We start from the raw sequence: 17,993 nt of genomic DNA, 5'->3' as shown, positions 1-17,993 counted from the left end.
ATGGACCTGAACTCGCTGCTCCGTCACACATCTGACGGAACAGCAGGCTCCGGTCAGATGAGCAGCTGTTTTTTTGCTTTGGCTTGCGTTGCTGCGCAAGCCATTGCCGAAGCCATCGCGCAAACGCACGCAACGACGCTCGCCGAAGCGAGGGCGGCCGGACGCAGACGAAGGATTGGGCGGGTTTGCATGAGCGCCAGTGTAACCGGCAAATGCGTTATCGCGCAAAAAGGCGCCCGCTTTCGTGCTCCCTCATCGCTGAAGGAAGATGGAATTCCGTGGACCGGCAACCCGGAAAAATCAGCAACTTGCTAACGACTTCCGTCAAGCGATGCCTCCGCATCGCACCCGAAATAAGGTGCAGCTTTGAGTTGTCGACGGTCGGCGACCGGCAAGAACCGGCCACTAAGAACCCGTCGCGAATGTGCGAGCGACGACCGCAACTTCGACGTTATCGGTCATTCGATTGATGCGAAATTCTGGACCGTGCGCCGTGCTCATGACAGGTAGTTGATACCTCAATTGTCGGCGTGCTCACGCGCGTTGCGGCGAATAGCCTGGGGTGGTTCACCGAAAGCTCGCAGAAACGCACGGCGCATTCTGTCTGGATCAGCAAAACCCGTTTCTCGCGCAACGACGTCAATCGGCAGCCTGCCCTGCTCGACCATGAGACGCGCTGTTTCCAACCGCAAGTTCTCGACAGCTTTCGCAGGTGATTGCCCGGTCTCCTCACGGAACGCCCGGGTGAATTGCCGCACACTCAGATTGGCAGCTTCAGCCAGTCTGTCGACCGTCAGCGGGGTGTGCAAATTGCTTTTCGCGTAAACCAGTGCGGTTTGTATCCTGTCAGTTTTAGCATCGAGGTCCAGCAGTGTGGAGTGCTGTAATTGTCCGCCGGCACGTCGATGGAACATGACCATTCGCTTGGCGACAATTCGCGCTACCTTCGCACCGAGGTCTCGTTCCACCATCGAAACCGCGAGATCGGTCCCCGCAGTCATGCCCGCAGATGTCCATACCGGACCGTCCACGATAAATATCCGATCTTCTTCGACCATGACTTTCGGATACGTCGTTTGCAATTCGCGCGCGTGCGCCCAGTGAGTCGTGGCACGCCGATTGTCCAGAACGCCGGCCTGAGCCAAAAAGAACGCGCCCGTGCACATTGAGGCAACGCGCCGGGTGTTTTTCACCGCGCTTTTCAAATATTCAATCAGTGCGGCGCTCGCCAGGTGCGCGCCAGTGATGACGCCGCCGATGATCACCGTATCGAACCCACCTTCAGCGAAACTATCCGTCATGACGGAATATCCGAGAGAACTTTGAACCGGCCCACCGCTTTCAGATATCAGACGGATCTCGTAGTACGGCTCACTGGTCAGTCGGTTTGCGAGCTCAAACACGGTTAGTCCGCCGAAAACCATGACCTGGAAGCCTGGAACGACGATGTAGCCAATGCGCAGCATGGTAGGTCCCGGAAAATAGCAGGACATAACGTTACGTCCCGCACGCCGGCGCCCGGCGCGAGCCGTCGCCTGCTGTACGGTAATTCTAACCAGCGATCCTGATGCCGATAAGAGTGGCCGCGCCAGCATGGCCAGAATTGTCGGAAATACGTCCTTCCCGCCTTTTTGAGGGCTTCTACCATTAGCGGATTCCCGAGTCTCACATCGGACCAATCGAGAACCTCAATGGAAAGCAACCTCTTTGGAACAGCGTCTATTCCTGCACCCTCTATCTCGCGCCGCGCGTTCCTCGCGAGCGGGACGGCCATTGGTGCAAGCCTGCTCCTGGACCGCGGGGCGCAGGCGCAAAGCCCTGGGACCGGCGGCGTACCCGGTATCAAGGAGTACGACGTCAATACCAATGGCATCACCCTGCACGTAACCGAACAGGGAGAGGGGCCAGCCGTACTCTTCTGCCACGGGTTTCCAGACACTTCCTACACGTGGCGCCGGCAGATGAAAGCCGTGGCGTCTGCCGGATATCGGGCAATTGCTCCTGATATGCGCGGCTACGGACGCAGTTCGGCGCCGACAGACCCAACCTTGTACACGCCACTGCAAACAGTCGGTGATCTGGTGGGCCTGCTCGATGCGTTGAAGATTCAGGGCGCTGTCCTCGTGGGTCACGACTGGGGTGCAACGCATGTGTGGCAAGCGGCGCTGATGCGTCCCGATCGATTCAAGGCCGTGTTCTGTCTGAGCGTGCCATTCGTTCCTCGTGGGGATGTCAGCGTCTTCGAGAAGATGCGCAAGTCCGGCCACCAGGATGATTTCTACATGTTCGAACAGATCCGGCCGGACGCCGATCAGATCTGGGCCGACGCCACGGTGACCATTCCAGGAATCCTGTACTGGGCATCGGGCTCCGCTCCCGCAGACAAGCGGTGGAATCCGATGGATCCGGCACGCAGCCTTCACCGTGCGGCCCCCGGACCGTTACCGTCATGGGCGGAGCCTGATTACGTTGCTCATAACGTGGGGGAATTTCAGCGCGCCGGCTTTCACGGTGCCCTGAACTACTATCGGGCCGCTGAACCGTACTTTTACCTCTCCGCTCCCTGGAAGGGCGCCAGGATTACCCAGCCTTCATTTTTCATCTGGGGGAAGGCGGATGGCTTGAAAGCGCTCTATCCGCTGACCGTGGACCAGATGCGCTCCGGCGTTCCCAGTCTCATTGGCGGTCTCGAACTCGACAATGTGGGCCACTGGGTACAACACGAAGCCCCTGACGTGGTCAATGAGCAACTCGTGAAGTTTCTGCAAACCGTAACGCCCACCTGACTTGCAATGGGATTGATACGAGGAAGGGACTCTATCCTGCGTGACGGCACCCGATCCCACACACTTTGCAGCAGCGTGCCGGCGAAAGACATCCAGCTGAAACGGATTTAACGATGGTGACAGGCAAAAGTCCCGTGTACAGGTTGAACAATGGAATTGAGATGGCCGCATTCGGACTTGGGGTGTTTCGTAGCGAGCCTGAGAAAACCGTAGCTGCGGTCAGATCGGCAGTCGCAAATGGATACAGGCTGATCGATACCGCCGCGGCCTATATGAACGAGCAGCAGGTTGGGGAAGGTATCCGCTTGTCCGGCGTCCGTCGGGAGGACGTCTTCGTGACGACCAAGGTGTGGATCACCGACTATGGCTACGATCGGACCCTTCGGGCTTTTGACCGAAGTCTTCTGAGGCTGGGATTCGATGTCCTGGACCTGTATCTGATCCATTGGCCGGTTCCTTCTGCTTTCGAAGCAACTATCGATGCTTACAAAGCCTCGCTTAAGCTTCTCGAGGAGGGACGCGTTCGGGCGATTCTTCGACTTCGCACTTGCGTCGGGGGAAGTTCAGGCAATCAGCGAACTCGACACCGGCGAACGTGGCGGACCAGACCCGGAGCAGGTGAGTCCGCAAACCTTTCCTGTAATCAATCGTGACTAAATCAGACCTCTTTATGTCAGCTATGTCGCGTCGCACCCTGCTCGCCGATGGAACCGCCTTTGGTGCAAGCCTGTTGATGAGTAAGGCAGCTTTGGGGGCTGGGGCTGGGTCTGGCGCTGCCGGCGGCACGGTAGTCGCGAGCGCCAGTTCAGATAGCGTCCCGAATCTGACCGCGCATACCTTCAGTTCGCCGCGCCACACAACGTGCTACCTGGCGGCCGGGCCGGCCGATGGGCCGCTGATGATCTTTCTCCACGGCTGGCCCGAGATCGGCCTGATGTGGCGCGCGCAGATCGAGGCGTTCGCGTCCGAAGGTTGGCACTGCGTTGCACCGGACATGCGGGGTTACGGTGGCTCAGCGGCGCCGGCCGCCTCCGGGGCCTACGCCTTGAGCGCGATCGTCGACGACATGGTCGAACTACACGACCATTTGGGAGCGCGCCCGGCAATCTGGGTTGGCCACGACTGGGGAAGCCCGGTGGCCGGAGCGCTGGCTGCGCACCACGGGGCGCGCAGTCGCGGCGTGGTGCTGATCTCAGTCCCTTACTTTCCCGAGGGTTTCGCGCTGCCGAATCTCGTGCAGCTGATTGACCGTCAGTTGTACCCGGCCGATCAATACCCGGACGGGCAGTGGGATTACTTCCGCTTTTACCTGACGCACTTCAGCCAGACGGTTAGCGATTTCGAGGCGGACATCCCGGCAACGCTCGCGTCGCTCTATCGGCGCGGCAATCCTGCAGCGATCGGCCAGGTCTCTCCGTCCGCCTTGATCACAAAAAACGGTGGGCGTTATGGCTCGGCGTATCGCGCCCCGGCGACGCCGCCTGATCCAGCGCTCTGGACGCCCACCGACTTTAAGGCGCTGGCCGATGCATTCGATGTCAGTGGTTTCCGTTCGGTCAATGCCTGGTACCTGAACGACGCCGCCAACATTGCCTACGCGCACACGGCGCCGGACGGCGGCCAGCTACGCCAGCCCGTTTTGTTCGTCAACGGTGATTGGGACGCGATTTGCGACATCAACCGCAGTCGCCTCGGAGAACCGATGCGCGGCGCCTGCGCCGACCTTTCCATAACGAACCTGCCCGCTGGCCACTGGCTTCCGCTTGAGTGCAAGATTGAGCTTGTTCAAGCCATTCGTTCGTGGCTCAAGACGAGCGGGTTGTAGCAGGTGAGCCAGCCGGGTGAACGATTCCCGGTCCAGGCGAACCCGTTCGTCGATTGACTCAGGCAAGCTACCTCGCGCGAGTTTGATCAAGCACTACGACATGCCACAGACCCAGTCCCCCTTTCCCTTCAGCGTGGAGCGTACGAAATGTCTGATCAGAAAATTTTTGTTGCCGGAGGGACAGGCGATACCGGCGGAGCAGCGACGGAAGCGCTTTTAGCGGCTGGTGAAAAGGTACGCACACTGGTGCGGAACGAGGACCAACGTTCGGAACGACTGAAGTCGCGTGGAGTCGAGGTTTTGGTCGGCAACCTTTCCAGTCTGGACGACGTGGCACGGGCTCTCGAGGGCATTTTTTCGGCGTACTTTGTCTACCCAATCGAAGCAGGGGGAATACAGGCGAGCGTCTATTTTGCTCAGGCGGCCCGGGAGGCTGGAATCAGCGGGATCGTGAACATGTCGCAAATTTCCGCTCGCAGGAATGCAACAAGTCACGCGGCACGTGATCACTGGATCTCGGAGAGGGTATTTGACTGGTCGGGAACCCCGGTCACCCACATTCGCCCGACGTTCTTCGCACAATGGTTAACCTATCCCGGCCAGGTTGCAAACGTCAAAAAGGACGGAACATTGAGGCTGCCCTTTGGTAACGGGCGTCACGCACCGATTGCAGCAGAAGACCAGGGGCGCGTCATCGCTGCGATTCTTCGTGATCCAGTTCCGCACGCTGGCAAGGTCTACCCGCTATACGGCCCCGTCGAGATGAACCATCATCAAATTGCTGATGAAATGAGCAAGGTTCTGGGCCGGGAAGTGAAGTACGAGCCGATCGACCTCGATATGTTCGAAAAGCGTTTGAATACCGACTCGAAATTTAGCGATGCGTTTTCACAGCATCTTCTGTCTGTCGCGGTCGACTACCAAAATGGCATTTTCGCTGGTACCAATACACTGGTCGAAGAACTGACGGGAACCCCGCCCATGACTGTCGAGGCGTTCATCCGGAAGCACGTGGCGGTCTTCGCAGACTGACGGTCTGGTCCTGCCCTCGAAAGAAGCTGCTCACGATTGTCTGGACCTGCGCAGGACGCTTCGTGAGCAGGTATTCCGCTCACCAGGGAACGTGCGAAGTGGTTGGCACTGACCGCGAAGTGCGAACCCTTCCGGCGCCAATACCCGCGATATATGACGTCGTGGATTTTGAATCGGATTCAAACTTTGACCCGAGAGAGCGGGTGGTACATACGGCTGCTAACGAATGCAAGGGAGCCGTTCCTGTGGCGGTGCCGACTGGCGGTAGCGAGTCGCGTGCATGTGGGTTCCCAGCGAAGACCGTTGATTGATGATGCATGGAGGAATAGCAAAAAGCCGGCCCGTGACGTTGCCTGCCAGGCGCAAACTGTTCCCGTGATTCAAGCGGAAAACCTCGGCCTCCCGGTCTTGCCGACGCTACGTTGGCGGTTGTGCGGAAACAGCAGCGGAGTCGAGGATCCGGATCGCCCCTGCCCTCCGTCAGGTTTCCTTAAGGTAAGGTCGCTAGCATTAACCGGATTTGTGCAGCGTTTTTTTCGGGCTATCAGTTCAAAATTCGCAGGCTGCGCGCCCCATCAGTTCATCAAATCGTGACAACCTGAGGAGCACGAATGGCTAAGGTCTACGACATGCAGCGTCCGGCATATGATGCAGTCGCGCGCACGCTGCACTGGCTAACCGTCCTGTTGGTCGCAATGCAATTTGTGATCGGCTGGACGATGCCGGATGTCCACAAAGACACGCAGCCGGTTAATCTGATCGCCTGGCATCTTGGCGTGGGTGCGACGCTCGTCGCCGTGATGGCAATCCGGGTGATCTGGCGATTGACGCATTGGCCCACGCCGGATGAGCTGCCGCCGCTACTCAGCGCCGTCTCGCGCATAACGCATGTTCTCCTCTACGCCACCCTGGTGCTGGTGCCGCTGCTCGGCTGGATCAACGCGTCCTCACGCGGCTGGACGGTCCGCTTGCTGGGCTTGGTGCCCTATCCTGCGCTGAGCAAGCCGGGCTCGGCCTTCGGCCACGAGATGGGGGATGTGCACGGCATCCTCGCATGGGTGCTCTTCGCATTGATTGGTCTGCATGTCGTCGCAGCGCTGTTCCATCGCTTTGTTCTGAAAGACCATGTGCTGCAACGGATGCTGCCCCACGCAGGGCCGTCGCGTGATCAGGGTTGAGACCGCCAGGGTCTGCGAATGCCCAAGGCTCACAAGGAACCGCGTCGAATCAAGGCAATTGGCCGGCTACGCGCTGCGGTGCCTGGCGCAAACGACGGCATCATTTCGACGGCAAGTCTGATAATCGGCGTCGCGTCCACGCACGCCGAACATGGCCGTCTGGTGCTGACCGGCCTGGCTGGATGGGTAGCCGGCGCGATGTCGATGGCGACAGGCGAGTACGTATCGGTTTCGCATGAGTGCCTCGCAGGAGAACGGCTTTTGCAAACAGACATCGAAGCGCCGGGCAATGTCTCCCTGACTGTGAGCGTCTCCCGTCATTGAAACGAGGAAAGCCGCTGAGCGAACCGGCGTTTCCCTCAGCGACCCTGCGACAGCACTGCCTTTCATGTCGGGGAGGTACTCGTCAAGGAAAGTGATTTCAAAAACGCCGGCACGAAGGAGCCTGCGCGCAGTTTCGCCATCGCAGGCCAAAGCAGCATGGTGGCCATAGCAGCCCGGCAGGAAAGCGGGACTGTCCGCGACAGACTCATTGTCCTCAGGCTTCGACCGGATTCCAGGCCTCGAGGACATCGTACAAACACGGGATACGCAGGCGGACCGCATATGTCGCGATCTAACCGACAGCGCCAGACGGAGAGTTGGGTCCCAGCCACCAGCCGCAGCGCGCACGTCTGCCTGCCAATTCGCCCTGACCGCCATTAAAAATCCAATATTTTCAACCAGTTGCGGGATTACTTACCGCGGCGCCCCCGTTTGGCACGCACTTTGCCTTGATCCTCATCGAGGAGTGGGGACACCCTCAAAAGAAGCTCTGACATTCCTGACTGACTCATTTAATTTTGGAGAATCCAAATGAACACGCTAGTAATCAAAGACCTCCCCGTAGCCGTTGAGATGGATCGTACTGCGATGACCGCCGTCAGCGGCGGCAGGTTGCCGCAACAGATCGTGAACATCATCCAGGCCGTTTCCGACTATGCAAATGACGCTCCCACCCAGCACAGTTTTACTGGCAGTGGGACCTCGGTGACGTACTAACAGAAACACGGCGATTTCGCAGCTCAAGGCCCCGCCAACGAGGGGCCTCTTTGAATTCGCTTCCGGTGACTTTATCTGCGCTGCCCCGATACCGACCGTTCCGCCTCAACTCGACGGCGGTTGTAATCGTGAGCATTCTTTCTGAGGGCATGACGACCGTTTTCCTGTTCACGATCGATGAGGTACCAGGCTTCCGGTTCCTCGCCAGGCGTGCTCGACTTTTCTCCTTGCAAAACAACGGACTCCCACGTGGACCGCGGACGAGAAACACCATGACGACGGAGGTGCCAGCACCTTGCTGGCTTAAGCCGCCGTCGGTGTGGCGACCGGCTAGCGGCGGCCAGGTCGAATAGTCGTTCCGGAAAATGCCCCCTGAACGTACGGACCGGTCAGTTTCTGCCAGTGAGCGCGCAGCGTGACTGGCCGCTCCGGGTCACGTGCTGCCACACGTGTCGAGGTGGGTGTCGAGTTCGCGTCGATCGCACGTCTAGCGGCAAGAATCGGCCAATTTCAGACGCTCGACATCTCCCCCAAGATCGTCAACAATCAATCCGACCGACACACTCCAGCCTATGCACTGTCCCTACTGTTCCGCACAGCTCGTTGAAGCCACCCCGGGAGAGCTCCGATGCTCATTGTCGGGCTCATTATTTAGCATCTCCGTTCGAGAGCAATTCGAGACGCTCACGTTGAAGGCCCCCCCTTTATCCTACAAGTTGACACGGTTCAATCTGGGTAGGTGGTTTTGTCCTTGCTGCGGCATGGCAACCAACAACGGAGTTTGCGCCAAATGCGGCCCGGTGATCACCAGTCGGCTAGCACGCCAACTGCTGGAACTGAATCCGCACGAGCGCAACTAAATCTCTCGACATAAATGACGACAGACGGTTCGGACCGGCGTCGGCCATGAAGCGACGGTCGATATCCCTCTTCGAATCGTCGACAATTTTCCGTCGATGTTCCAATTTGCTCGACTACGCATTACTGTCCGTTCCAAACGCCCGAGTAAAGGTCATAGACGGTCAAGTGTCGTAGCGCCTCTCTAACCTTTGCCTCCCCGACAGTGTCAAGCAATCGGGTCGGGATAGAAATCCCGACATGCTCTCGGTCAATCGAAAATACTTCGGCTTTACCGTCGAGCAGGTCAAGGCTGCGCTCAACATCGCTCAGGGATGCCCCACTAGCTATAAGTTGAAGGCTCATGACCGCTTCACCCGAACCTCGGCGACGTCTCCGAGCGCTTTTTCCAGCCGACCCTCCAGATCGTCCACAATCCTTTGTCCACGCACGTCATAGTGCGCCACAAACCTTGTCGGCAGAGGCACGTGTTGTCGGCCAAAAAGTATCCGCGCCCGTACGAACGCAACGCTTAGGTTCAGTGCATCTTCCGTCTCGACATAGTGATTGGCGATCAGCGTGTGTTCTGTGGCGTCGGTTGCAGAAAACTCTGGCGTAAACATGATATTTTGATCCGAGACATCCCAGACTGTTGAACGGCCGCTTTCGGGAAATCTGAAGGCCCGCTTCGGGTCGATATGACCCATTCACTTTCCCACGGAGCCGCCCTTCTTTCATCTCGACGATACGTGGCTGGTTGTGCGGCCAGTGGCGCGTTTGCTGTCGATGCAACTTGGGCTGGCGCTGGCGTTGTGCTGCTCATCGGTGTCTCGTAGTACAGCTTGCCGGCGCGGCACAATCAGGCGGTAACCGCTAGAATCTGCGGTTTTAGCCCGGAATACGCCAATGTCTTTTGCCTCGCTTGGCCTGATCGATCCCTTGCTGCGTAATGTGCGGGACCTCAATTACCAGACACCTACGCCGGTGCAGGCAAAGGCGATTCCTGCTGTGCTCAGTGGCAAGGACGTCATGGCTGCGGCACAAACCGGCACTGGCAAAACGGCGGGTTTTGCGCTGCCGCTGTTGCAACGGCTGGTGCAACACGGCCCGGCGGTGTCCAGCAACCGCACGCGTGTTCTGGTGCTGGTGCCCACGCGCGAACTGGCTGAACAAGTGCTGCAAAGCTTTATCGATTACGGTAAAGGCCTCGATTTACGATTTCTGGCCGCCTACGGCGGTGTGAGTATCAACCCGCAGATGATGAAGTTGCGCAAAGGCGTGGATGTGCTCGTTGCCACGCCGGGCCGTTTGCTAGATCTCAATCGCCAGAACGCAGTGCAGTTCGATCAAGTAGAAGCGCTGGTGCTGGATGAAGCCGACCGCATGCTGGATCTGGGCTTTGCACGCGAACTCAACGCCGTCTTTGCTGCTTTGCCCGCTCAACGCCAGACTCTGCTGTTCTCTGCCACGTTTACCGATGATATCCGCGCGATGGCGGCGGGCATTCTGCGCGGCCCGGTCAATATCAGCGTCAGCCCGCCCAATGCCGCGGCCAGCAAGATCAGGCAGTGGGTGGTGACGGTGGATAAAAAGAACAAACCTGACCTCTTCATGCACCTTGTGGCCGGGAACAACTGGGAGCACGCGCTGGTGTTCGTCAAAACCCGCAATGGCGTGGAGTACCTGGCGGCCATGCTGGACGAAGCGGGCTACGCGGTCGACACCATCCACGGCGATAAACCGCAACCCGCGCGCCTGCGTGCGCTGGAGCGCTTCAAGACGGGCGAAGTACATATGCTGGTAGCCACCGATGTGGCTGCGCGCGGGCTGGATATCGACGACCTGCCGCTGGTGATCAACGTTGATCTGCCGATCGTGGCGCAAGACTATGTGCACCGTATTGGCCGTACCGGCCGAGCGGGCGCCAGCGGCGTGGCGGTGTCCCTTGTGTGTGCCGATGAAGCGCCGCAACTGGCCGCGATTGAAGCGCTGATCCGGCAAACGCTGCGCCGTGAAGAAGAGCCGGGTTTTGAGGCCGAACACCGCGTGCCGCAAACCAGCGCGACGGGCCAGATCATCAAGAAACCCAAAAAGCCCAAGAAGCCCAAAGTGCCGCAAGCTGCGCCGGGCGCCATGCAGGTGCTCAGCAAAAAACCGCGCCCGCAAAGTGGCGAAAACAAACGCAAGCCTGCGGCGCAACGCGCTGTGGCCGCGGGTAAAGGCACAAGCTTGTCCAGCGGTAACCCATTCAGCGTGCAAAAGCCACGCAGCAAACCCGCCAGCAAGCCAGCTGCGGGTTCACGTAAGCCGGCTGGCAAACTCGCTGGTGGCCGCGGCAAACGCCAACCCTGATCCGCTGGGATGAGTAACGCCGCCCTGGGACGGGATGACGGTTTGCGGCCAACTGGCAGGCAGCGTGAAAGTCCGGCTCCCGATCGACTTACTTCTTTGCATGCCGTGCCGAGGCTATCGCCGTAGCCGGGGTGTGGGACCCTGAGCGGCCAGGATCGGCCGTTCGACTTCGCGGCCGTGATCGTTACCGATCGCTCATCCTGAAGCCGCAATCGCGGCCGACTGCGATATATTGATTCCAGCCGGGCGAATGCCGTCTGCAACGCTCCACGACTGACCTTCCCGTCAATGCGCATCTTCGGAATCAGCCTCTACGTCATCATCGCCCTGTTCTTTGCGGTGCATGCCGTTCGCACCCAGCAGAACATGTACTGGCTGCTGATCCTGTTTCTTTTCCCTGGCCTTGGCAGTGCGGTCTACTTCTTTGTTATTTACCTGCCCGCCCTGCGCCAGTCGCGTGGGGCAAGGACGGCAACCAGGGCCATCTCGCAGCTTGTCGATCCCAACCGGGCGGTGCGCGAGGCGCGCACGGATTTCGATCGCGCACCGACCGTCGCGCATCGCATGCGACTGGCTGCAGCGCTGCTCGAAGGAGGAAATGCTGCCGAAGCCGTGGAGCATTACGAGGCGGGGGCCAGCGGGCCGTTCTCATCCGATCCGGCGTTGCTCCAGGGGCTGGCGCGAGCGCAGTTTGCCAATGGGAGTGCTTCGGCCACGCAGGACGCGCTGGAAAAACTGTTCGCCGCCCATCCTCTCACCCGCCGGCAGCCGGAGCCCGCGTTGCTGTACGCACGGGCCCTGGCCGCAATGGGCGCGCGAGGCACACGCGCCGCGTTCGAGCTTGCGCTCGCAAGCGCAAGCGACGCCGCACCGCGTTGCCTGTACGCCGACTGGCTGGGGGCGCAGTCCGACGAGGCGGACCGCCAGCGTGCGCGCGAGCTTTACGCTGAGATCGTGCAGGATGCCAGGCATTGGCCTCGACACGCCCGCGAACATAACAGCGAGTGGCTGCAACGGGCCCAGGCCGCTCTGGGCCAATAATCCCTCTGCGCCCGCTGGAGATCGGCAGACCCTCGGCTGCAACTGCTTGCGCGAACCGATACTCGCGTGCTTCTGCGTCAACTGCTCTCGTGCCTGCACGCGGCCGATCGCCACGAACCTGGCGCCTGGCCACCAGCTGACCAGGTCGCGCAAGCAGGAACGCATGGCGGCAATCAGCCGCTAGTGCGCAGCCTGCAATTCGCCCCACGCCACCAGAATCTTTTGAATGCTGCGCGCGTATGCGTCCCGCTCTTTCGGCGACTCCGAGTGATACGCGCCGATCGCGCGCCACGTATTGCCGTACTTCACCATTTTCTGCTTCAACAGCCACGCAGCGACATAGATGTTCACGCAGGCATCTGTGAGCGCGCGATGCGGGATGCCCTCGCGCTTCAGATCGCCGAAGTGAACTGAGTTGATCTGCAACTGGCCGACGTCGATCGAACCGTTTGCATTGCGGTTGATGGCGGACGGGTCGCCTTTCGACTCGTGCCAGGCCACCGCACGCAGGATCGACGGATTGACGCCCTGATAGACGGCGGCCTGTTCGAAGCAATCGTCGGCATGTGCGGCGGCGCAGGATAGCGCAAGGGCCAGCGCTGCAATGAAGCGTTGAGTGAACACGATGGATGTCTCCGTTGTGACGGTCCGCGCTGAGGGCGGGACGCGCCGACGGTTATCTGGCCGACGCGAGATCGAGCTGGCGGTCGATGGTCTTCAGGTAGGCACGCGAGGCGTCGGAGACGACGAGGCGCGCAGCAGGCGTCGTCGGTCGTATATCGGGCACGCGGGTCTTGCGCTTCTTCGCGGTGGGTTTCGTCGCGAGTGGTTCGTCGTCATCGCCGCTGGAGGGCGGCAGCATTGTGAGCGTCGGCAGCGGCGGATAGACCTTGTCCGCGGCGGCGGCCGTGCTGGGCGAGGCGGTCGTCGAAAGCATCGCAGTGGCGAGCGGCTGACCGGCAAACGCCGGCGAAGCCAGCAACAGGCTCGCTGCGAGAACGGCAATCCGGTACATGATATTGACTTCCTTATAGCGGCGTTGAGGCGTCGTTGCGCGGCTCGTCAAGGCGTCTGCTTGATCGACACGCTATACGACTGATTCGCGCCGGCCGTCAGGTTTTCGAGGCTGAGCTTCGCCGTGTGCTGCGCAGGCACGCCTCTCCATATCGCCTGGTTCAGGTACGGGAAGTCCTGGCCGAGGGCGGTCACGAGGATCGTCGTCGGCTGCTTTTGCGCGGCGGCGAGCGCGCCCGCTTTCACCAGCACGGCCGTTAGCTGGGGATCACGCGCGCCGAGCGCGTCGGGCGGGATCGCAAAGCTGATCACTTCATTCGATACGGGTGGCTTCTCTGCTTGCGTGGCAGTGGTGGCGGGCAGTTGCGCGCAACCGGCCAAAGCAACGAGAACCGCACCCAATGCGATCTGTTTCACATGCCGCTCCCGGTGGTCGTTGGACGCTGTATCCGGTTTGACGGCAGCACGCCGCCGAACTTGATACGCAATCGGCAAACGTTTGCGAAATCGAAAGAGTTTTCTCAGAAATCGCGCCAGATCGCAAACATTGACCGTCGAAGTGACAGAAATGTGGTGAGGTCGCCTTGCATGCCGAGCCTGTTCGCAGGCTTCAAGTGGGCACCACAAGAATGACGTGATCCCGTCATCGTGCCGGTACCGTGCCCGGTCTTGCGGCTTGCCTTCTTTCCCGAAGATGACGCTGGATTTCATCGGGCGGCTGCTGGCCGCGCAGTTCGTTCTGCTTTCCTGCAATCGCAAAATAACTTGACTTCTTCCGTCGCCGAACTAATATACGCAACGCGTATATAACGCGTTTTCTTACCACCGACGGGTGATCCGCATGAGCGTTCCTCAGCAAGCCTTCCTGCGCGACGCGATGCGTCGCATGAACATGACCCGCGAGAGCTTCGCGAACCGCATCGGCGTATCGCGCCGGGCACTCGATACGTGGCTCCTGCCCGACGATTCGCAGGAGTCGCGCGCGATGCCGGAAATCGTCGAGCGTTTCGTGTCGGAGATCGTGGTCAACGGCGCACCGAATGAAATATATACGCAAAGCGTAGACTCACAATCGCTGGCCAGCCAGATGCTGTTCGAGGGGCGCCCGCAGTTGCTGTCCGTCGAGCAGTTCTCGCGCGATTCCGTCGAAGCGCTCTTTCGGGTGGCCGACATCATGCAGCCCATCGCGCGCCGCCGGAAAATCTCGCGCGTGCTGGAAGGCGCGGTGCTCGGCAACCTGTTCTTCGAGGCCAGCACGCGTACCCGCGTGAGCTTCGGCGCCGCGTTCTGCCGCCTCGGCGGATCCGTGTGCGATACGACCGGCTTCACGTTTTCGTCGATGGCGAAAGGCGAGTCGATCTACGACACCAGCCGCGTGATGAGCGGTTACGTCGACGCGCTGGTGATCCGTCACCCCGAGCAGGGTTCGGTCGCTGAATTCGCGCGCGCGACGAACATCCCGGTGATCAACGGCGGCGACGGCCCCGGCGAACACCCGAGCCAGGCGCTGCTCGATCTGTACACGATCCAGCGGGAGTTCTCGCGGCTGGGCAAGATCGTCGATGGCGCGCACATCGCGCTCGTCGGCGACCTGAAATATGGCCGCACGGTGCACTCGCTCGTGAAGCTGCTTGCGCTGTATCGCGGTATCAAGTTCACGCTGGTCTCGCCGCCGATGCTCGAAATGCCGACGTATATCGTCGAGCAGATTTCGCGCAACGGACACGTCGTCGAGCAGACGCACGATCTGACGGCCGGCCTGCGCGGAGCGGACGTGGTCTACGCGACGCGCATCCAGAAGGAGCGCTTCAAGGACGAATCGTTCGAGGGCTACACGCCGGACTTCCAGATCAATCAGGCGCTGATGGACGCCGTGTGTGGCAGCGACACGCTGATCATGCACCCGCTGCCGCGCGACAGCCGGGCAGGCGCGAACGACCTGAGCGTCGACCTGAATCACGACTCACGGCTCGCGATTTTCCGGCAGACGGACAACGGCATTCCCGTCCGGATGGCGATTTTCGCGGTGCTGCTCGGTGTCGAAAAACTCGTGCAGCATTCGATGCGCGATGCGGCGTGGCGTCCGCCCGCGTATCTCGGCCCGGACGATGCCGTGTTTCACGGCATCGACTGAATGGTCGAAGGGCTGTGACAGGCCTGTCGCCCGGTCACAGCCCGCCGCAACTTCAGCCCTCCACGATCACGCAACCGCCCTCAGGCGAAATTCAGCGACTGCCTTCGTCATCGACTGCGCCTGGTCTTTCAGCGCGCTCGCCGCGGCCGCCGCCTCTTCGACGAGCGCGGCGTTCTGCTGCGTGACCTGATCCATCTGGCTCACGGCCTGCCCGACCTGTTCGATGCCTGTGCCCTGCTCGATCGTCGCTGACTTGATCTCGCTCATGATGGTCGCGACGTTGCGCACGGCACCGACGATCTCCCGCATCGATTCTCCCGCACGCGTCACCAGCGCGTTGCCGGTTTCGACGTCCTGCACCGACGCGCCGATCAGCGCCTTGATTTCCCTCGCCGCGTCCGCGCTGCGCAGCGCGCGGCTTCGGACACCAAAAATGTGAAGCGCTGGCTTGCGAGGGTCGAGACACACCTTGCACCCCTGCTTGAACGTCGCGTTGATACCCTGAAGGCTTCAGACTTCGCGGATGCGCTGCGCAGTGCCTGGACAAAAACCCCGCGCGCGGCGGCGGATGTCCTGCAACGCGCCAGCGTGATCATGCGGGGGTGTGAAGCACATGAATACATCGAGTACGACCCGACCCAGCGTGTCCGCAAGCTGCTCGCGAAGCAGGACAACACCGCGAAGCACCAGCCTGCGTTGCCTTGGAAGATCGCACCCAAGTTCGTGCGCGAACACTTGCGCGACATCAAGCCGACCGAGGTGATTCGCGCCTGCCTTTACGTGCAGATGCTGACCGCCTGCCGACCGAATGAGGCGCGCGGCATGCGCTCGTCAGAGCTTGATCTTGATGGCGGCGCGTGGCTGATTCCTGCCGAGCGCATGAAAAGCAACCTGCCGCATAAATCCCCTCTGGTTTCAGAAGCCGTCGATTTACTGCGCCGGATATATACGTTGCGCGTGAATGACGAACTTGTTTTTCCGAATACCCTTGGCAAAGCGCCAATTGCGGCCGAGCGCCTTCAGGAATTCATGCGGGAGACTGGCGCACCTTCTGATACGGAAGGCCGCGCACCTGTGCCGCACGGTACGCGCAACACGTTTAAAGACTGGTCGCTAGTGGTCTGCCCCCGGCGTCAAACGGATTGCATCTTATTCAGCTTGGACCTGGCACGTGTGACTTTGACCAGGATGTCGGAAGCCTTTGCCGTCCAGATGAACGGTTTCGGATCACGATTGTGCTTGTCCACGTACTGTTCGATGGTGGAGATCAATTCAGGTACCGAGCGGAAGACCGCACGTCGCAACTGGTTCTCTGACAAGTCACGAAAGAAGCGTTCGACCATGTTGAGCCAGGAGGCACTGGCGGGCGTGAAATGCATGTGGAATCGCGGGTGCCTGGCGAGCCACGCCTTTACCTCGGGATGCTTATGAGTTGCATAGTTGTCAGCGATCAAATGCAGTTCCTTGCCCTTGGGCGTGTTGCGATCGATCTTGCGCAAGAAGCTCAACCACTCCTGGTGACGATGTTTTGTCTGGCACTGGCCAATGACACCCCCGTCGAGCGTGTTCATCGCGGCAAACAGCGTCGTCACACCATGGCGCTTGTAATCGTGTGTCATCGTTTGACAGCGACCACGCTTGAGCGGCAATCCCGGCTGGGTCCGGTCAAGCACCTGGATCTGGCTCTTCTCATCGCAGCACAAGACCAAGGCGTGCTCCGGGGGATCGAGATACAGCCCAACGATGTCCTCGAGTTTCTCGACGAAGTGCTTGTCGTTCGATACCTTGAAGCTCTCTACCCGATGCGGCTTGAGGCCGTGCGCCTGCCAGATGCGCCGCACGCTCGCGGCACTGACGCCGGCCACCGCTGCCATGCTGCGCGTACTCCAATGCGTCGCGTTATCCGGACGCTGCTGCGTCGTCAGCGTCACGATGCTCTTGACCTTGCGCGCAGAGATCTTCGGCTTGCGCCCGGGTCGCGTCTCATCCCCCTCGATTCCGGTCACACCGTCAGCTATAAAGCGAGTGCGCCAGCGTGCCACCGTGCCTCGCCAGATCGCAAGGTCCGTACCGATCTCTTTATCCGTCTTGCCCTGCGCCGCGAGCAAAATCATCCTGGCGCGCTCGGCCAGTCGAACCGGGACCCTCCGACCTTTAGCCCATGTCTCTAACTGTTCGCGCTGTGCTTCGTTAGCTAAACTTTCGCCGCGATTCTCATGAGTTCTCCAAAACAGGTAAAGAAGACTCGCAAATCGCAATTAATTTGCATTATTTATGACGCACCCCACTCGAGCGCACCACGCTTTTTGATCGGCGCGCTGAACTGCTGCGCGCGTGGTGTGATTATCTGCACGCACCGGCCAATGTTCTGCAATTGACGATGGCGGTTGCCTGAGTCATCAATGAAAGTAAAGCTGGGCGGTTTCAAGGGTGAAGCGCAACAGCGGGTTTAATGTTTAGAGCCTTGAGACTGGCTTGCTGAAGCAAGGATCGCGGCAAAGACCTCGAATGGCGAATGGAAGGCGTGAGTGGCGCGAGGACGGCTGTTCAGGCTGTCGGCAATGGCGTCGAGTTCGTCCTGACTGTAGAGCGAAAGGTCCGTGCCTTTGGGCAGATACTGGCGCAGCAGTCCGTTGGTGTTTTCACAAGTGCCGCGTTGCCATGGACTGTGCGGGTGGTAATTAGGCCAGAGGGGTTGCACCTCAAGCCTCTCGCAGAACCGTACGTGAGACTCTCGCCTCATACGGCTCCCG

General features: G+C 60.1%; 16 protein-coding genes and 4 pseudogenes. 12 read left to right on the top strand and 8 right to left on the bottom strand.

The features are described from left to right. The gene (locus tag LPA36_RS27695) at positions 1-315 is read left to right on the top strand and encodes a hypothetical protein (protein ID WP_228883689.1); all 315 of its coding nucleotides are present in this window, start codon (positions 1-3) and stop codon (positions 313-315) included. 203 nt (positions 316-518) lie between these two features. Here LPA36_RS27695 and LPA36_RS27690 read toward each other — a convergent pair whose 3' ends face one another. Next, positions 519-1,466: a GlxA family transcriptional regulator gene (locus LPA36_RS27690; protein WP_228883687.1), complete on the bottom strand. Its 948-nt coding sequence runs from the start codon at positions 1,464-1,466 to the stop codon at positions 519-521. A 225-nt stretch (positions 1,467-1,691) separates the two neighbouring features. Between LPA36_RS27690 and LPA36_RS27685 the strand changes: the two genes are divergently transcribed. From LPA36_RS27685 to LPA36_RS27655, 7 genes are all read left to right on the top strand, one after another. Continuing rightward, complete coding sequence (locus LPA36_RS27685) at positions 1,692-2,786, top strand: alpha/beta fold hydrolase (protein WP_228883685.1); 1,095 nt, start codon at positions 1,692-1,694, stop codon at positions 2,784-2,786. Between the two features lie 113 nt (positions 2,787-2,899). Further along, positions 2,900-3,439: an aldo/keto reductase gene (locus LPA36_RS27680; RefSeq protein ID WP_324250990.1), complete on the top strand. Its 540-nt coding sequence runs from the start codon at positions 2,900-2,902 to the stop codon at positions 3,437-3,439. Continuing rightward, positions 3,436-4,611: an alpha/beta hydrolase gene (locus LPA36_RS27675; protein ID WP_228883683.1), complete on the top strand. Its 1,176-nt coding sequence runs from the start codon at positions 3,436-3,438 to the stop codon at positions 4,609-4,611. Before LPA36_RS27680 ends, LPA36_RS27675 begins: the two co-directional genes overlap by 4 nt. Positions 4,612-4,758: 147 nt before the next feature. Continuing rightward, a complete protein-coding gene (locus tag LPA36_RS27670) occupies positions 4,759-5,643 on the top strand; it encodes an NmrA family NAD(P)-binding protein (protein ID WP_228883681.1) in 885 nt (294 codons plus the stop codon). Between the two features lie 611 nt (positions 5,644-6,254). After that, positions 6,255-6,821 carry a cytochrome b gene (locus tag LPA36_RS27665; RefSeq protein ID WP_228883679.1) on the top strand — a complete coding sequence of 189 codons (567 nt, stop codon included), beginning with the start codon at positions 6,255-6,257 and terminating at the stop codon, positions 6,819-6,821. 18 nt (positions 6,822-6,839) lie between these two features. Beyond that, positions 6,840-7,145: a VIT1/CCC1 transporter family protein gene (locus LPA36_RS27660; protein WP_407674347.1), complete on the top strand. Its 306-nt coding sequence runs from the start codon at positions 6,840-6,842 to the stop codon at positions 7,143-7,145. A gap of 531 nt (positions 7,146-7,676) precedes the next feature. Next, a complete protein-coding gene (locus LPA36_RS27655; RefSeq protein ID WP_228883678.1) occupies positions 7,677-7,862 on the top strand; it encodes a hypothetical protein in 186 nt (61 codons plus the stop codon). Positions 7,863-9,061: 1,199 nt separating this feature from the next. Here LPA36_RS27655 and LPA36_RS27650 read toward each other — a convergent pair. Further along, entirely contained in the window at positions 9,062-9,406 is a 345-nt protein-coding gene (locus LPA36_RS27650; protein WP_228883676.1) for a hypothetical protein, read from the bottom strand. A gap of 199 nt (positions 9,407-9,605) precedes the next feature. Between LPA36_RS27650 and LPA36_RS27645 the strand changes: the two genes are divergently transcribed. Beyond that, a complete protein-coding gene (locus LPA36_RS27645) occupies positions 9,606-11,051 on the top strand; it encodes a DEAD/DEAH box helicase (protein ID WP_228883674.1) in 1,446 nt (481 codons plus the stop codon). Positions 11,052-11,339: 288 nt separating this feature from the next. Then, positions 11,340-12,092: a hypothetical protein gene (locus LPA36_RS27640; protein WP_228883672.1), complete on the top strand. Its 753-nt coding sequence runs from the start codon at positions 11,340-11,342 to the stop codon at positions 12,090-12,092. Positions 12,093-12,272: 180 nt separating this feature from the next. On the opposite strand, the gene LPA36_RS27635 is transcribed toward LPA36_RS27640, so the two are convergent. The 3 genes from LPA36_RS27635 to LPA36_RS27625 are packed head-to-tail and all read right to left on the bottom strand — an operon-like array spanning position 12,273 to position 13,523. Further along, positions 12,273-12,719, bottom strand: a complete 447-nt coding sequence (locus tag LPA36_RS27635; RefSeq protein WP_407674352.1) for a lytic transglycosylase domain-containing protein — start codon at positions 12,717-12,719, stop codon at positions 12,273-12,275. A gap of 49 nt (positions 12,720-12,768) precedes the next feature. Continuing rightward, complete coding sequence (locus LPA36_RS27630; protein ID WP_324250989.1) at positions 12,769-13,158, bottom strand: hypothetical protein; 390 nt, start codon at positions 13,156-13,158, stop codon at positions 12,769-12,771. Next, entirely contained in the window at positions 13,155-13,523 is a 369-nt protein-coding gene (locus LPA36_RS27625) for a hypothetical protein (protein WP_228883668.1), read from the bottom strand. The genes LPA36_RS27630 and LPA36_RS27625 overlap by 4 nt, the downstream gene beginning before the upstream one ends. Before the next feature lie 424 nt (positions 13,524-13,947). On the opposite strand from LPA36_RS27625, the gene LPA36_RS27620 reads away from it, so the two are divergent. Further along, positions 13,948-15,240 carry an aspartate carbamoyltransferase gene (locus tag LPA36_RS27620; RefSeq protein ID WP_228883666.1) on the top strand — a complete coding sequence of 431 codons (1,293 nt, stop codon included), beginning with the start codon at positions 13,948-13,950 and terminating at the stop codon, positions 15,238-15,240. Between the two features lie 66 nt (positions 15,241-15,306). On the opposite strand, the pseudogene LPA36_RS27615 reads toward LPA36_RS27620, so the two are convergent. Further along, positions 15,307-15,666 (bottom strand): annotated as a pseudogene (locus LPA36_RS27615) (methyl-accepting chemotaxis protein); the annotation flags it as partial. Positions 15,667-15,675: 9 nt separating this feature from the next. On the opposite strand from LPA36_RS27615, the pseudogene LPA36_RS29635 reads away from it, so the two are divergent. Then, positions 15,676-16,329 (top strand): annotated as a pseudogene (locus tag LPA36_RS29635) (tyrosine-type recombinase/integrase); the annotation flags it as partial. A 44-nt stretch (positions 16,330-16,373) separates the two neighbouring features. Here the strand turns inward: LPA36_RS29635 and LPA36_RS27610 are convergent. Both LPA36_RS27610 and LPA36_RS27605 read right to left on the bottom strand, forming a co-directional pair. Next, a pseudogene (locus tag LPA36_RS27610) lies at positions 16,374-17,458 on the bottom strand (IS630 family transposase). 231 nt (positions 17,459-17,689) lie between these two features. Further along, positions 17,690-17,914, bottom strand: a pseudogene (locus tag LPA36_RS27605) (transposase); the annotation flags it as partial. Between the last annotated feature and the right edge of the window lie 79 nt (positions 17,915-17,993).

The sequence above is a fragment of the Paraburkholderia saeva genome, from assembly GCF_907164555.1.
Classification (GTDB): Bacteria; Pseudomonadota; Gammaproteobacteria; order Burkholderiales; family Burkholderiaceae; genus Paraburkholderia; species Paraburkholderia saeva.
Note: the sequence above shows the minus strand (reverse complement) of the source record. Positions and strands in the feature narration are given on the sequence as shown.